This is a genomic window from Ruegeria sp. AWH4_226 (assembly GCF_056159225.1).
In genome coordinates, this window is sequence record NZ_JBSWUU010000001.1 from 2,092,501 (window position 1) to 2,107,850 (window position 15,350).

Genomic DNA, 15,350 nt, shown 5'->3' on the forward strand with positions numbered 1-15,350 from the left:
ATTTGTGCAGGACAGCCACAAGACAACACGGAGTCGCGGTATTGGAACCGACTCAATTCTTCCCCCTTCGCCCGACTCGCCGCGTCTTGTCAGGCTAAAAAACTTGGCCATTCCGCAAGGGCTTGCACATCAGATAAGGATGCGGTCACTTCCCCGCCAAGATAAGGTCACGCGAAAAAGCCATGGTACCCACGCAAGCATCTACTTTCCCCTGTATTCGAACGGTCGGATTGGATGGGCTGTTGGTTTCGTTTGCCGACTCAATGGCGGAACCCTCGAACCGGGCGGCGCTGGCGTTTCGCGAAGCGATCGACACCGCTAATTGGGACGGTGTGATTGAAACATCGGCGTCCCTGGCATCAACCTATATTCGCTTCGATCCGCTGATGCTGGCGCATTCCGAGATCCACGGGCGGGTTCACAAGTTACTGCATCGTGAGAATTGGTACGAGGCACCTCTGCCTGCGGGGCGTCGCCTATGGAAAGTACCAACCGTTTATGGTGGTGAACTTGCGCCGCAATTAGATGAAGCTGCCGCCGCAGCGGGGCTTTCCCCGTCCGAAGCCATAGATCGCCTGAGCCAAAGTCGCGTCCGCGTTCTGACCATCGGGTTTGCCCCCGGTCAGCCGTATCTTGGCCCACTGGGACCGGAGTTCAACATACCGCGCCTCAAAGAGCTCACTCCGATGGTGCCTGAGGGCGCGTTGGTTCTGGCCATCTCGCAGTTCGTATTGTTTTCGGGACCGACCCCAACTGGCTGGCGGCATATCGGCCAAACCGCGTTTCGCTGTTTCCGCCCCGAAGCCCAGGAAAGCTTTGCCTTGCGACCAGGGGACGAGATGCAGTTCCTGCCGGTTTCACGCGCGGAGCTTGAGAAGCTTCGCGAGATCGATGTCGACACGGGCGGTGCGACCTGCGAGGAGATACCCTTGTGACTCTGCTGGTGCATCAAGTCGGGCCAGCCTGCACCCTTCAGGATCAAGGGCGCAGGGGCTATCTGGATCGGGGGCTTTCGCGGTCGGGTGCGGCCGATCAGCTGGCGCTGCACGAAGGTGCCGCGCTGTTGGGGCAAAACCCGGACTGTGCCGCGCTGGAAATGGCGGGCATGGGGGGCACGTTTGAGGCGATCCAACCAGTTTGCATCGCCCTGACTGGTGCGCCGATGCAGGCCAGTATTGATGGTGCTGCAATTGCCTGGAATGCCTCACATGCGATGGGACCCGGTCAGAAGTTGAAGATCGGAGCGGCGACACAGGGCACCTATGGCTACCTGCATGTCGGCGGCGGAATTGATGCGCCTGTGTTCCTTGGGTCCCGCTCAACCCACCTGACGGCAGAAGTCGGGCGCGCGCTGCAGGCCGGTGATATTCTGCCAAACGGGCCGTACTCCGGCGGCGCGGGAATGAAGCTGAAGACCGAGGATCGCTTTGCCGGTGGCACGCTGCGCGTGGTTGCGAGCTTTCAGACCACCCTTTTCGATCAGGAGACGCTTGACCGATTCACCCAGACGTCGTTCCGCCGAGGCACGCGGGCAAACCGAATGGGGATGCAACTGGAAAGCGACGGTGAAGGTTTTGCCGCAAAGGGCCAGCTGAACATATTGTCCGAGGTGATAACCCCCGGTGACATTCAAATGACCGGAACCGGGAGCCCCTTTATCCTGCTGCCCGAATGCCAGACCACCGGGGGATACCCTCGTATCGCCTCTGTCCTGCCCTGTGACCTGCCGCGCGCAGCGCAGACCCCGGCTGGCGAGCACATACGGTTCAAGTTCGTAACGATGGATGAAGCGGTCGCGCTGCACCAAACCTTTGCAACCGGGCTGTCACAGCTGCGGGCGCGGGTAGAGCCTTTGATCCGCGACCCGCACGACATCCCGGACCTGCTGTCCTACCAACTGATCAGCGGAATGATATCTGCTACTGAATAAGGAGTTACACCGATGCCCAGCGTCGATCTGAATGCCGATATGGGGGAAAGCTTTGGCCCCTGGAAAATGGGCGATGACGAAAGCTTGTTGAAAATCCTCACATCGGCCAATATCGCTTGCGGCTTTCACGCGGGCGATCCGGATGTAATGGCGCAAACTATGACGCTGGCCGCACAGAACGACGTCGGCATCGGTGCCCATCCCGGTTTTCCGGACCTTCAGGGGTTTGGCCGCCGCAACATGAACCTGCCCCATGACGCCTTGCGTAATCTTGTACGCTATCAGCTTGGGGCAGCGGTTGGGATGGCAAAAGCGGTCGGCACCCATGTCCGGCATCTGAAACTGCACGGCGCACTTGCCAATATGTGCTCGGCCGATATCAGCATGGCGCGGGCGTGCTATCAGGGCGCGCTGGATGTAGACCCGGACATTATCATCATGGTGCTGGCTGTCACCAAACAAGAAGAGGCTGTGAGGGAGCTGGGCTGCAAATGGGTCGGCGAGATCTTTGCAGATCGCGCCTACAATGATGACGGAACACTGGTTGATCGCAGCCTGCCCGGTGCCGTCATCCACGACCCCGAACTCGCCGGCCCGCGCATCCTGAATATGGTTCGCGAAGGTGCCATCATTACCGAATCCGGAAAACGGCTTGAAACCTCAATCGACACGATCTGCCTGCATGGGGATGGCCCAACCGCGGTACAAATCGCCCGGTCCGTCCGCGAGAATCTGATCGCCGGGGGCGTCGAAGTCACGAAATTCGAACGATAAAGAAACAGGCGCAAGACCTGCGCCTGCCTCTGCTGGCTGTTGCCCAGTCGGATTTCTAGCCCTAGCATGCCGGAAACTGAATGCCTGGGTTCCGGAAATCCGGTGGGGCGCTGCCCACGTACCAGCGGGCTCGGCGTAAGGAGTGAAGTGAATGTCTTTCGATCTAATGTCTTACGAGCCGCGCGGCGACAAGAAGAACTCTGACTTCTTTCACGAATATCTGCCAAAGATTTACGAACGCCGCAGTATGTCAGGCGTGGCCGATCAGGTCGGTGCGATGCGGGCAATCGTGTTACAAGTGGAAACCAACGCGCTGTTCGACACATTGGTCGAGTTGTATGTGATGACCCCCTACCGCCACACAGCGACTTATCTGGGTCAAACACATAAAGTCTCAGTGCTGCATTCGCATTCCGACTACCCGGCCTTGATCGCAATGGCCCCGCTTAGCCCCAGCTTTGAGGACTTCATCCCCCGCATCAACCGGATGTACCCGCTGGCCCGCAGCACGCCGCAAACCCGCTATGTCGGCGAGATTTATGGCGCCACCGATCTGAACGGTCTGACCAAAACACTGGAAGATCAGAATATCCGCTTTGAATACAGCGGCGACACCGAAAACCCGTTCTACACGCTGGACGGGTTCCGGTTTACAACGCCCTCAGATTTTACCTGCAACCGGGTCGGGTATTCGTCCCTGGATTTCAACGAACCCGACAGTCTGGGTCTGGGCGATCGCATCCTGCTGAGCGATGCGGAGCAGGCAAAACTGGATCAGGCGGCAGCCTTCGGCGCAGACAGCAAGATTGCCCCCCTGATGTTGGGCATCGACCACCTTGCCACCCGCATTCTTGCTGGCGAACGCGAGGATGCGATCCTCGAGTTTCTGACCATGGTCCCTTATTATTTCTGGGGGGCGTACAATATCTTTGAGATGAACTCTTCCACCAATGTGAACCGAAACGCAAATGTGGATGACGACAAGAAATCGCCCGCAAAGGTATTCACCGCGAACAATACGCCATCCTTTGTTAACTCCTTCGAACAGCTTCCGATGCCGACCGAGGATTTTGTCCGCAATTTTGGTCGCCGCCTACATCATATGGCGGTCGAAATTCAGGATGGCGATCACGGAGCTGGGGAAAAGAACGTCGATTTTGTGGTAAATACGCTCAAGGACAAGGGCGTGCCGTTCCTGGCCCATGTGGTAGGAGAATGCAAAGACGATCCAAACCTGAAGCAGATTTTTTCAAAACACTCGAAAAACACGTTGCTAATCACTGAATATATCGAGCGTTGCCACCACTATGACGGTTTTTTCACCAAGGACAACGTGGCGGCCCTTACGGCGGCTGCCGGACAGGATGAGCAATACAAGCACGGCCGCGTCTTCGATTAAAAAAAGGCTGCGGGGTGTCCCGCAGCCCAGACCTGTCCAGGAGAGAATATGTCGGATCTTATGAGGGTCCGATCATGAAACAAGTCACATTCCGGGCCTGAAGCCTGCGGCACGCCAGATCGGCCTGCTCACGGGTCATACCCTGAAATGTCGCTTCGAACCCGCGCGCGTTTTGGTTTACCTTGCGCAAGGTTCCTTCCAGAGTGGTCATTTCCGACAGGGCAGTTTTCAGCAAAATCTTCTCTGCCTCATATCGGGTGGTGTAGCGGCCCACATTGACGCCCCAAAGATGGCCGCCAGAAGTGGATAGTCTGGTAACAATTTCCTGTTCTGGCTCTGGTTCTTCGGCCGGACCTGTTGAGGCCAGAACAACATCACGCGGTCGCGCGGCGGGGCGCGGTGTATCGTCCGATGGCGTTTGAATGCCCGCAGAGGCGATGGCTGCTGCGATGCCATCCTGAATCCGCGACCTATTCTTGGCGGCAGTTGCGGCGATCGTACCGGCAACCTGGACGGCTGCACCCGGCCCGGGACGCAGCACGGGACGCAGGCTGGTGGTTGGCGCTCCGGTCAGGGCCGCGACTGTGGCGCCCAGACCTGCATTCCCGGCATAGGCCGGTCGCGCTGGTTTGCGAATGGGCGCTCGCGACGGTGCGCGTCGAAAGCCCATGTCCAGCAATTCCGCCACCTTGGCATTGCGCGATGCGCCTGACTTGCCACCGAAAACCGTAGCGATAATGCGTTCATCCTTGCGCTTGGCCGAGGCCACAAGGTTAAAACCCGCAGCACGGGTATAGCCGGTCTTGATCCCGTCAGCCCCCCTATACGCCGCCAGCAAACGGCGGTTTGTGTTCGGAACTGTTTTGATCCCCGCATGGGTCGATTGACGCGAGAACAGGTTGTAATACTGCGGGTAATCGTACAGCAGATGACGGCCCAGAGTGGTCATATCACGCGCTGTCGACAAGTGGCCCGATTCCGTCAAACCATGTGCGTTTTTAAAGGTCGTCCGGCTCATGCCCATCGCCTTGGCCGTGCGGGTCATGCGGCGCGCAAACGCGGCCTCAGAGCCGCTGATCGCGATGCCGATTGCGGTGGCGGCATCGTTTGCCGACTTCACTGCTGCCGCACGGATCAGATACCGGAATGCGATCGTTTGACCCGAACGCAAACCCAGTTTCGATGGCGGCTCAGCCGCCGCTTTCTTGGTGATACGAACCGGCGTATCCAGTTCGATCTCTCCGTTTCGCACCGCTTCAAACGCAATGTAGAGAGTCATCATCTTGGTCAAGGACGCCGGGTGCAGCCGGGTGTCGGCATTGCGGGAATGCAAAACCTCGCCGGTGCGCGCATCAATCACCATAGCCGCGTAGGGCGCGGCCAACGCTTGCAACGGCGCAAAGGAAAGCAGCCACAAGAATACTATAAGGAATAAGCCCATTCGGGCCGGAACTGTCCGCCGAATCTGCACGATCTTTGCCTCTGTCTACCTCACGCCGCCGGGTTTTCCTGGTCGGCTAAATTTATTTTATTTCCGATGAGGCTAGCACAGGGGTGCCGTGAAATAAACAGAAAGCTAACGATTTCGACGCATATTGACGCCTTCGTTAGCCTACCAGATGTGGTCCAACACAGCCTTGCGTCCCCCAAATCCGCGAAAATGGCAGAAATTGGGTGTTCTTTCGTACCGTTTTCTTGAAACTGGTACCGTTCCGCAACATCAGCTGAGGGTTTTCACAAGGTCGGCGAGCCGACCCAGATCCGGCAATTCACGGAATCGCGGGCTATTGGCTGGTGTTTCTGCCTGCTCGACCTCCCAGACCAGCCCGTGCGGCACATAAACACCCCAGCCACCGGCCTGAATTGGGGCCACCACGTCCGAGCGCATCGAGTTGCCGACCATCATGGCAGAAACAGGCCCATCCCCGTATTGGCCGAATATCTGCTTGTAGGTTTGCGGTGTTTTCTCGGACACGATCTCCACCCCGTCAAAAAGCTCTCCCAAACCTGACTGTGCCAGTTTGCGTTCCTGATCAATCAAGTCACCCTTGGTGATCAGCACAACCTGATGAGTCGCCGAGACGCTTTCGATTGCTTCCCGCGCATGGGGCAGCAGCTCGATCGGGTGGGCCAGCATCTCTTGCCCAGCTTCGACCAGCTGGCGGATTACTGAGGCTGGGACACGATCCTCAGTCACCTCAATCGCGGTTTCGATCATCGAAAGAACGAAACCTTTTATTCCATAGCCATAGTGCCGAATGTTGCGCTTTTCCGCCTCTAACAGGCGGTCCAAAAGGTGCTCGCGCTCGGCATGATCGGCCAGCAATTCGGTGAAATGGGCCTGGGTCAGCTGAAAAAACCGTTCATTGTGCCATAAAGTGTCATCCGCATCGAAACCGATTGTGGTAAGGTTCTGGCCCATGTTGATTGCGTCCTGCTGGCTCTTTTCTCTGGCCCGTTCGACGTTATATAAGCGCACAGACAAACCAAAGCCTGAATCGGATAGACGAACACGATGCTTGAACACCAATGGATGATGTCTGACAATTCGGACGATGACGATTCCGACTCGTCTGTCCTGGTGCAGACGCGCCCAAAGACCAAGCGTCCGCCACTCTACAAGGTTCTGCTGCTGAATGACGACTACACACCGATGGAGTTCGTCGTGCATGTGCTGGAGCGTTTTTTCGGCATGACGCATGCGCAAGCGTTCGAAATCATGCTGACCGTCCACAAAAAGGGTGTGGCCGTGGTTGGTGTGTTCAGCCATGAGATCGCCGAAACCAAAGTGGGTCAGGTGATGGATTTTGCCCGTCGGCATCAGCATCCGTTGCAATGCACCATGGAACGGGAAGAGTAAGGCCGCACCGGCCGCTCGCAAGTGCTGATGTCCCCTCGCCTCAATCTTGCCCTGCAAAGCGGCCTCAGCGTGTCGCAGCCGCTGACCGTTTTCGGGCCGACACCCGCCACCGACCTGTCCGCCTTACCGGCTGAGACACAGGTTGTGCAGCCCTTTAAGCCTTTCCACGATCACTTTGCCGACCAAGGCTTTGTTGTTACGCCAAAGGTGCAGGGACCGTGTCGGGATGCGATCGTTATCCTCCCGCGGGCAAAGGCTCTGGCCCGATCATTGGTTCAGCAAGCTTGCACATGTGCCACCGGGGTGGTCGTCATTGATGGTGCCAAAACCGAAGGTGTAGACAGCCTGCTGAAAGACATCCGCAAGCGTGTCGCGGTTGAGGGGCCGATATCGAAAGCTCATGGTAAAATCTTCTGGTTCCAGTCTGATCCAACCGCATTTACGGACTGGGCTGCTCCAGAACATCAGATAGCCGACGGTTTCCAAACCGCGCCCGGCGTGTTTTCTGCCGATGGTGTCGATCCCGGTTCGGCCCTGTTGCTGGCGGCATTTCCCGACAAGCTAGGTGCGCACATTGCTGATCTGGGGGCCGGTTGGGGCTATCTTTCGGCCGGTCTGCTGAAGTTTTCGGGTCTGAAAACACTGCATCTGGTCGAAGCAGACCACACCGCTCTGACCTGTGCCCGCACTAACGTGGTTGACCCGCGCGCGCAGTTTCATTGGGCAGACGCAGTGACCTGGCAGGCACCTGAGCCGCTGGACACCGTCGTTATGAATCCGCCGTTTCATACGTCGCGCAGTGCCGAGCCTGCGTTGGGGCAAAGCTTTATCGCAGCGGCGGCTAAAAACCTGACACGTAACGGAACATTGTGGATGGTGGCTAACCGCCATCTGCCCTACGAAGCCATGCTAACCGATACATTTACGCATGTTCAGGAAGCCGCTGGTGACAATCGGTTCAAGGTGTTTCACGCCTCTCGCCCTCGGCGGTGATCCCGGTTAACCTGCCCGCGATTCAGGAGGAAACGCATGTCCTTTTCCATATCTGGTAAAACCGCGATCGTGACCGGTGGCGCAAATGGCGTCGGGCTGGCCATCGGACGCCACTTTGCCGATGCAGGTGCGAACGTGATGTTCGCTGACATCGACGAAAAGCGGTTAGCCGAGGAACTGGGCGAGCAGGCTGATGACAGCAATATCCGCTTTTTCGCAGGCGACCTTCGGGAAAAGCTGACCATCGCCAACCTGCTTTCGGCGACCATCGACGCATTTGACCAAGTGGATATTCTGGTCAACGGGGCGCGCCAGGTGATCCCATCCGATCCGATGGATCCCGAAGACGACTCAGTTCGCATCCTGCTGAACCAGAACCTGATGCCCGCCCTGCGCCTTAGCCAGTTGGTCGCCAAACGGATGATCAAGCAGTCCGGGGATGACGGGGACAACCCGGCGGGGTCAATCATAAACCTCTCGTCGATTGCTGCGCGCCGCACCCATCCCGATCTGATGGCCTATTCGGTGTCGACAGCCGCGCTTGACCAGATGACCCGCTCGCTGGCCGTCGCGTTGGCACCGAGCCGAATCCGCGTAAACTCAATCGCGCTGGGGTCGGTCATGAGCGCCTCTTTGCAATCCACTTTGAAAGAGAACCGTGATTTCCGGAATGACATCGAAAAACACACCCCTCTTGCCCGAATTGCTGCGCCGACCGAACTGACTGAAACAGCGCAATTTCTTGCCTCTGACGCAGCAGGGTTCATAACGGGGCAAATCCTGACCATAGACGGCGGTCGCACCCTGCTGGACCCTGTCGCAGCCCCGGCTCATTGATCCCCATGTTTGACACCGAAAAATCCACCGCGTCTGCTTGGTTCCGCCAATTGCGCGACGATATTGTTGCTGCGTTCGAAGCCTTGGAAGACAGCCACGACACCGGGCCGTTCGCAGATGCCAACCCCGGAAGGTTCGAGGTCAAGGAAACCACACGCCAATCCGAGGATGGCTCGGACGCGGGTGGCGGGTTGATGTCGGTGATGCGGGGTGGCCGGGTGTTCGAGAAGGTCGGCGTCAACATCTCGACCGTATACGGCACGTTGGGTGCGCGCGCGCAACAGGCGATGGCCGCGCGCAAGGGCATTCCCGGCATGACCGAGGATCCGCGGTTCTGGGCCTCGGGCATATCGCTGGTTGCGCATATGCAGAACCCGCATGTTCCGGCGGTTCATATGAATACACGTATGTTCTGGACCCCGCATGCCTGGTGGTTCGGCGGTGGTTCGGACCTGAACCCCTGCATCGAATATGACGAGGACACCGCTCATTTCCACGCCACGCAAAAGGCGCATCTGGACCCGCACGGGCCGGGGCACTATCCCCGCCTGAAGGAATGGGCGGACGAGTATTTCTACATCCCGCACCGCAAACGTGCACGCGGGGTCGGTGGCATCTTTATGGATGACTATTGCACCGGCGATTGGGCTGCGGATTTTGCGCTGACGCAGGATATAGGCCGCGCCTTCCTGCCGGCTTTTGTCCCTCTGGTCGAAAAGCGCCGCGTTCAGGACTTTACTGACGACGACAAGAATACTCAGCTTGTTCATCGGGGGCTTTACGCCGAATACAACCTTGTCTACGACCGTGGCACCAAGTTCGGGCTGGAAACCGGTCACGATCCGGATGCAGTTCTTATGAGCCTGCCACCGATGGCCAAGTGGGTCTGACGCGCGCCTAGAAATCAAAATCCATGATATTATCAAAGCAATGGCTCTGCGCCCCGCTGGCTGACATATTCTCGCCTACACGGCTGACAGTGATTGAATAACTCTTTGAGGTATCCGCCCCTTCGGGTGCGGTGAACGAAAACTGCACGGTCCGGGTCTGTTTATCATAGGGTTTTGAGACATACACCCGCTGCGTTGTCGGCAGACCAAGCGTGCGAATAGCAAAATCACCAATACCGCACCAATAGGCAATGGCCGCTGATGAGCCCTGCGTGGCCACTCGGAAACTGCCATCATCCAAGGGCGTTACGGTCGTGCGAAAGGCCGGGTTGACGCCGAAGCCAATCCCAAACCCGGTGGCGTTTGCAAGTACTGGCAAGAGCGTTAAAGCAGCCACGCCTGTCACTTTGAAAATCTGCATCGTCATTTTCCCTGACTATACAAAACCCCTGGCTATGATCATAGGCGTTGACCCCCATGAGTAAAGTTCACGATGTTCCAACGCGGGCATCAAACACAAGTTGCTCTAGTTCGTGTTCAACCGCCCACCAACATCCTGCGGGGCTAATGCAACCGTTTTGATCACCGCAAAACACGTCTGACCCGGCTCCAACCCCAGCGCAGCAACCGAACGGCGGGTTATACGCGCCAGAATTGGCCCAGCCGGTGTTTTGACCGAAACAATTGCTCCGGGCCCTTCGCCGGCGCGAATTGTTTCGACCACACCCTCCAGCACGTTCAGGGCCGATAGCCCCTCGGGCCGTTTGTTGGACAGGATGACCTCCTGCGCTGGGATACGAATTCGCAACTCTTCCCCCGCCTGATGCGGGATACGCGGCAGAAACAGGCGGGCGCCCCCAGCCTCCAGCTCGGTCAGACCGTCGGCGTGGTGTTCCCTGACCCGCACGTTTAGCACTGCACCGACGGCGCGCACTCCTGCCGGGGCGATCGAAGGGTCGGCCATCACCTCTGACGCGGGCCCATGCCGCACCGCCTTGCCGTCCTGAAGGGCCACGACAGACGTCGCCAACCGCGCCACCTCGGCCGCGGAATGGGTGACATAAAGGATGGGCACCGACACCTCATCCCGAAGCCGTTCGAAATAGGGTAAAATCTCGGCCTTGCGCGCGTCATCCAGCGCGGCCAGCGGTTCATCTGCCAGGATCAGACGCGGACTGGCCAGCAATGCGCGCCCGATTGCGACACGTTGTTTCTCACCACCCGACAAGCCAGCAGGGCGGCGGTCCAGCAAGTGACCGATACCCAGCATCTCAATCACCTTGTCCGGGTTTTCACGCCGCGCCCGTTTCGGAGCGAACCACCGACCGTAATACAGGTTCTGCCGGACGGTCATATGCGGAAACAGCCGGCCTTCCTGAAAGATATACCCAAGACGCCTGCGATGTGGTGGCAGCCATCGGTTTTGCTGGGTGTCGAACAATTCCCACCCGTCAATCGCAACGCGGCCCGTGTGCGGGCGCAAAAGGCCTGCCACTGCATTAACGACGGTGGTTTTCCCCGATCCGGATCGCCCAAACAGTACCGTCACGCCCGAGGGCGCGTCAAAGCTGAGGTCCAGCCTGAGGTCAGGCAGGTCATGCCGCAGGTGGACAGAAAGGCTCATGACCCAGACACCCGTGCAGCCGCGCGCCGGCCGACATATTCCGACAGCAGCAGCGCTCCCATGGCAATGATGATCGAGACCACGACCAATCGCGTCGCCGCGCTTTCACCACCGGGAACCTGTAGAAAGGCGTAAACGGCAGAAGGGAGCGTTTGGGTCTGGCCCGGAATATTCGAGACGAACGTGATGGTGGCCCCGAATTCGCCCATCGCCTTGGCAAAGGCGAGGATACCGCCCGCAATCACACCGGGCAGGATCATCGGCAAGGTTACCGTTGCAAACACAAAGGGCCGCGACGCGCCCAGTGTCGCGCTGGCTTGCTCCAGCTTGGGGTCCACTGCCTCGATCGACAGGCGAATGGCACGGACCATCAACGGAAACGCCATGATCCCGGCCGCCAGCGCCGCGCCTGTCCAGCGAAAGGCAACAACGATCCCGAGTTCCGCCAGCAGCCGGCCCAACGGCCCCTGAATGCCGAAAGTCAGCAGCAGCAGGTACCCGGTCACAACGGGCGGCAGGATCAAAGGCAGATGCACCAACCCGTTCAGCAGTTGACGACCGGGAAACCGCCAGCGGGCCAGTGCGTAGGCCACAAAGATGCCCAAGGGCAAGGTCACCAGCGTCGCCCAAAACGACACGCGCAAAGACAGCCTTAGCGCCTCAAGCTCTGCGGGTCCCAGCCACCCCATGCGTTAGCTATCCGGCAGGGCAAAGCCCTGTTCCGCAAAAACCGCGCGCGCCGCATTGGTTTGCAGATGGTCCAGAAACGCCTGCGCTTCGGGCTGCGCCGACAAAGTTATCGCTGCCGGGTAGATGATTGGTGGATGAAGCTCCGATGAAAACTCGGCCACGATATGAACCCGGTCCTCTGCCTGCGCATCTGATCGGTACACGATTCCCAGCGGGGCCGAGCCTGTGGCAACCAGCGCCAAGGCTGCGCGGACATTGTCAGTTTGGGCGACGTGCATGTGTACTCCCTGCCAAAGACCCAGGCTCTGTAACGCAGCCTTTCCATAGATACCCGCGGGAACCGCATCCACAAGCGCCATCGCCAGATACCCGCCATCCAACAGCTGATCCAGAGCCAACCCGGGCTCGATCTGCCCGATCTTTGGCCGCTCTGTCCCACCAATCAAAACCAGCCTGTTGCCCAGCAAGTCGACCCTTGAGGCCGTCTGGATCAACCCCCCATCCTCAAGGACGTCCATCCAATCGACATTGGCTGAAATGTACACATCCGCTGGTGCACCTAATTGAATTTGCCGCGCCAGAACGGATGAGGCGGCGAAGGACACCGTTACGTCATGCCCTGTCTCTTGCTCGAAAGCTGGCGCAATCTCATCCAGAGCCGTCTTAAGACTGGCCGCTGCGAAAACCAAAATCTCGGCCGCACCAGCCCGAAGCGGAGCCAGCGTTACAGCGCTCAGCACCAAAGCCGCGATCGCACATCGGCGGGCAACGGACAAGATCATGCACTCTCCCGTTTGGACGGTTGAATTTCCCACGGAGATATCTGAGGCAGCGGGGGGCAAGCAAGCGCCTTTCCCAAGCGTTTTGGTCGAAGGTCGCGAGGAATGAACGCTATTGATTGAACCCAAGCCCCTCAAAAAGGACAGATCCGGTATTGAAGCAAAGAAAATATGCCAGACCCTCTTGCACCCGCGCGCAGGCTTGGCTAAATGCAGCGGCACGGGTGATTAGCTCAGTTGGTAGAGCGCTTCGTTTACACCGAAGATGTCGGGAGTTCGAGTCTCTCATCACCCACCACCCTTTCCCGCAAAGATACAACGTATTTCGCCAACTTCCGTGGATACGCTTGCAACCGATTGCAAGTGTTGTGCAAAGGTGCATAGAGTCTTGCCCATGACTTTGCGTATCAGTTTTTCACCAACCTCACGGTTTCTGTTATGAGCGTTACGTTGAAAGACGTCGCAGCGCTGGCTGGCGTTTCGCGCTCGGCCGTGTCGCGCACCTTTACCGAGGGTGCATCAGTTTCGGCGAAAACCCGTAGCAAAGTAGAAAAGGCAGCCAAAGAGCTGGGCTATAGCCCCAATGCGCTGGCGTCATCGCTCACCACCGGGCGGACCAAGTTGATCGGGCTGATCTCGAACAACTTTCACAATCCAATCTTTCTTGAGGTGTTCGACCAATTCACCCGCGCCTTGCAGGACCGCGGGCTACGCCCATTGATCGTGAACCTGACGGACGAGACGGAGCCCGCAAATTCGGTACGCATGCTGCGGCAGTATTCTGTAGACGCCGCCATCGTTGCCTCATCGACCTTGCCGCCAAGCTTTGCCAAGGCGTTCCACGATGCCGGCGTTCCGGTGGTACATACATTTGGGCGCTCGGCCACCTCGCCCGAAGTTCATGTGGTTGGAATCGACAACGTGGAATGCGGGCGAATGGCGGCGCGGGAATTGCTGGCGCGTGGATATCGACACGTGGGGTACGTAGGTGGTCCGCAGAACGCGACATCCGCCATGGACCGGTATCGCGGCTTCATGGAAGAGGTTGAAAGACACCCTGACCTGAAGGTTTCGCATTCTTACGCGGGGGCGTATTCGTTCGAGGCTGGACGCGCCGAAATGCTGCGCCTGCTGGCTGACACACCTGCGGATGGCTATTTCTGCGGTGACGATATTCTGTCTGTTGGTGCGTTGTCGGCCCTGCGTGACCACGGGCTTGAGCCGGGCAAGGATATCGGCATCATTGGCCTGAACGACATGGAAATGTCGCGCTGGGAAAACATCGATCTGACGACTATTCATCAACCGATCAAACAGATCATCACCGCGTCTGTCGATCTGGTCGAAGAGATGCTGAAAGACCCCGAACGCTATCCCGAGGCGCGGATTTTCCCCTGCCGTGTGATCGAGCGCGGCACGCTGCGACCCCGCCCCTGACTAACGGAACATCGGTGGACGCGCGTCTTTCCAGGCACCGTCTTCCTTGCCTGATGCAACAGCCGCGTGCACAGCGGCGATGGAGCGAAGACCATCTGCTGCGCTAGGCAATCCGTCACGCTGTTCGCCCCGAATTGCATCTGCCAGGTCGCAATAGATATTGGCCACAGCCAAAGGAAAACCTTCGGGATGGGCTATGGCAACGCGCGACAAGCGCTGAGTGTCCGCGTGCAGCCCGGCTTCGCCTTTTTCGATGATCTGGGTACGCCCGCCCACGGGGGTATAGATCAACTGGTTGGGTTGTTCCGAAGCCCAGCGCAGGCCTCCGGTTTCACCAAAGACCTGAATGTCGAAACCGTGCTGTCGGCCGATCGCAACTGAGGACGTCCAAAGACGACCCACCGTGCCGCCCTCCATCCTGAAATTGATCATGGCGTCGTCCTCCAACTCACGGCTGGAAATGGTCGAGGCCATATCGGCGGACAGTGATTTCACCTCGTCGTCGCAGATGAAACTGGCCATGTGCAACGCATGGATACCGCAATCCGCGAACTGGCCCGACACACCCGCCATCGCCGGGTCATAGCGCCAGCGAACACGCGGATTGTCGGCGTCTGTTGCATCGCCGTGATGGCCGTGGCTGAAATTCGTCACGACAAGACGCACCTTGCCGATATCCCCGGCCCGAACCATCGCGCGCGCCTGACGAACCATCGGATACGCAGAATAGCAATAGTTCACCGCGCAGATCTTACCCGAGCTTTCTGCAACGCGGACAATCTCTTGGCCCTCTTCCACCATCATGGTCATCGGTTTTTCGCACAGCACGTTGAATCCGGCCTCCAGGAATGCTTTGGCAATCTCGAAATGCGTGGAATTCGGAGTGGCGATTGTTACCAGATCAATCCGATCATCGCGGTCTTTTTCCCCGGCCAGCATGTCCCGCCAATCGCCATAGGCACGATCAGCGGCGATGCCCAGGCGTTGCGCATAGTCGCGGCCCACATCTGGGCGATGATCCAACGCCCCTGCGGCGAATTCGAACAAACCGTCGGCCAGCGCCCCCAGGCGGTGGGCGGGCCCGATCTGACTGCCTTCACCGCCGCCAATCATTCCCCATCTCAGCTTTGCCATTGT

The 15,350-nt window shown here is 58.4% G+C and carries 16 protein-coding genes and 1 tRNA gene; 10 read left to right on the forward strand and 7 right to left on the reverse strand.

The window, feature by feature from the left end:
* Positions 1–182 precede the first annotated feature (182 nt).
* The 4 genes from ACXAET_RS10265 to ACXAET_RS10280 all read left to right on the forward strand — a co-directional run bounded on the left by ACXAET_RS10265 (position 183) and on the right by ACXAET_RS10280 (position 4,103).
* Positions 183–935, forward strand: coding sequence for a 5-oxoprolinase subunit B family protein (locus tag ACXAET_RS10265; protein ID WP_475184265.1), 753 nt, complete (start codon positions 183–185; stop codon positions 933–935).
* Positions 932–1,930 carry a 5-oxoprolinase subunit C family protein gene (locus ACXAET_RS10270; protein WP_475184268.1) on the forward strand — a complete coding sequence of 333 codons (999 nt, stop codon included), beginning with the start codon at positions 932–934 and terminating at the stop codon, positions 1,928–1,930. Before ACXAET_RS10265 ends, ACXAET_RS10270 begins: the two co-directional genes overlap by 4 nt.
* 12 nt (positions 1,931–1,942) lie before the next feature.
* Positions 1,943–2,704: a LamB/YcsF family protein gene (locus ACXAET_RS10275; protein ID WP_475184269.1), complete on the forward strand. Its 762-nt coding sequence runs from the start codon at positions 1,943–1,945 to the stop codon at positions 2,702–2,704.
* A gap of 151 nt (positions 2,705–2,855) precedes the next feature.
* Positions 2,856–4,103, forward strand: coding sequence for a hypothetical protein (locus ACXAET_RS10280; RefSeq protein WP_475184273.1), 1,248 nt, complete (start codon positions 2,856–2,858; stop codon positions 4,101–4,103).
* 58 nt (positions 4,104–4,161) lie between these two features.
* On the opposite strand, the gene ACXAET_RS10285 is transcribed toward ACXAET_RS10280, so the two are convergent.
* Both ACXAET_RS10285 and ACXAET_RS10290 read right to left on the reverse strand, forming a co-directional pair.
* Positions 4,162–5,544: a D-alanyl-D-alanine carboxypeptidase family protein gene (locus ACXAET_RS10285; protein ID WP_475184275.1), complete on the reverse strand. Its 1,383-nt coding sequence runs from the start codon at positions 5,542–5,544 to the stop codon at positions 4,162–4,164.
* 279 nt (positions 5,545–5,823) lie between these two features.
* Positions 5,824–6,525, reverse strand: a complete 702-nt coding sequence (locus ACXAET_RS10290; protein WP_475184278.1) for an HAD family hydrolase — start codon at positions 6,523–6,525, stop codon at positions 5,824–5,826.
* A 93-nt stretch (positions 6,526–6,618) separates the two neighbouring features.
* Here ACXAET_RS10290 and clpS point away from each other — a divergent pair, with 93 nt between their 5' ends.
* The 4 genes from clpS to hemF are packed head-to-tail and all read left to right on the forward strand — an operon-like array spanning position 6,619 to position 9,683.
* Positions 6,619–6,963 (forward strand): ATP-dependent Clp protease adapter ClpS, encoded by a 345-nt coding sequence (gene clpS / locus ACXAET_RS10295; protein ID WP_068338331.1) that lies wholly within the window; start codon positions 6,619–6,621, stop codon positions 6,961–6,963.
* A 27-nt stretch (positions 6,964–6,990) separates the two neighbouring features.
* Positions 6,991–7,956, forward strand: a complete 966-nt coding sequence (locus ACXAET_RS10300) for a class I SAM-dependent methyltransferase (RefSeq protein ID WP_475184280.1) — start codon at positions 6,991–6,993, stop codon at positions 7,954–7,956.
* Between the two features lie 36 nt (positions 7,957–7,992).
* On the forward strand, positions 7,993–8,793 hold the full coding sequence (locus ACXAET_RS10305) for an SDR family NAD(P)-dependent oxidoreductase (RefSeq protein ID WP_475184282.1): 801 nt from the start codon (positions 7,993–7,995) through the stop codon (positions 8,791–8,793).
* A gap of 5 nt (positions 8,794–8,798) precedes the next feature.
* Positions 8,799–9,683, forward strand: a complete 885-nt coding sequence (hemF, locus tag ACXAET_RS10310; RefSeq protein WP_475184283.1) for an oxygen-dependent coproporphyrinogen oxidase — start codon at positions 8,799–8,801, stop codon at positions 9,681–9,683.
* 7 nt (positions 9,684–9,690) lie between these two features.
* Here hemF and ACXAET_RS10315 read toward each other — a convergent pair whose 3' ends face one another.
* From ACXAET_RS10315 to modA, 4 genes are all read right to left on the reverse strand, one after another.
* Positions 9,691–10,104, reverse strand: a complete 414-nt coding sequence (locus ACXAET_RS10315; protein WP_475184284.1) for a hypothetical protein — start codon at positions 10,102–10,104, stop codon at positions 9,691–9,693.
* A 105-nt stretch (positions 10,105–10,209) separates the two neighbouring features.
* The gene (modC, locus tag ACXAET_RS10320; RefSeq protein ID WP_475184286.1) at positions 10,210–11,307 is read right to left on the reverse strand and encodes a molybdenum ABC transporter ATP-binding protein; all 1,098 of its coding nucleotides are present in this window, start codon (positions 11,305–11,307) and stop codon (positions 10,210–10,212) included.
* Entirely contained in the window at positions 11,304–11,996 is a 693-nt protein-coding gene (gene modB, locus ACXAET_RS10325) for a molybdate ABC transporter permease subunit (protein WP_475184289.1), read from the reverse strand. Before modB ends, modC begins: the two co-directional genes overlap by 4 nt.
* 3 nt (positions 11,997–11,999) lie before the next feature.
* Positions 12,000–12,779 carry a molybdate ABC transporter substrate-binding protein gene (gene modA / locus ACXAET_RS10330; RefSeq protein ID WP_475184292.1) on the reverse strand — a complete coding sequence of 260 codons (780 nt, stop codon included), beginning with the start codon at positions 12,777–12,779 and terminating at the stop codon, positions 12,000–12,002.
* Between the two features lie 219 nt (positions 12,780–12,998).
* Between modA and ACXAET_RS10335 the strand changes: the two genes are divergently transcribed.
* A tRNA-Val gene (locus tag ACXAET_RS10335) sits at positions 12,999–13,074 on the forward strand.
* A 140-nt stretch (positions 13,075–13,214) separates the two neighbouring features.
* Positions 13,215–14,213 carry a LacI family DNA-binding transcriptional regulator gene (locus ACXAET_RS10340; RefSeq protein WP_475184293.1) on the forward strand — a complete coding sequence of 333 codons (999 nt, stop codon included), beginning with the start codon at positions 13,215–13,217 and terminating at the stop codon, positions 14,211–14,213.
* Here ACXAET_RS10340 and ACXAET_RS10345 read toward each other — a convergent pair whose 3' ends face one another.
* Positions 14,214–15,347 carry a Gfo/Idh/MocA family protein gene (locus ACXAET_RS10345; protein ID WP_475184295.1) on the reverse strand — a complete coding sequence of 378 codons (1,134 nt, stop codon included), beginning with the start codon at positions 15,345–15,347 and terminating at the stop codon, positions 14,214–14,216.
* Between the last annotated feature and the right edge of the window lie 3 nt (positions 15,348–15,350).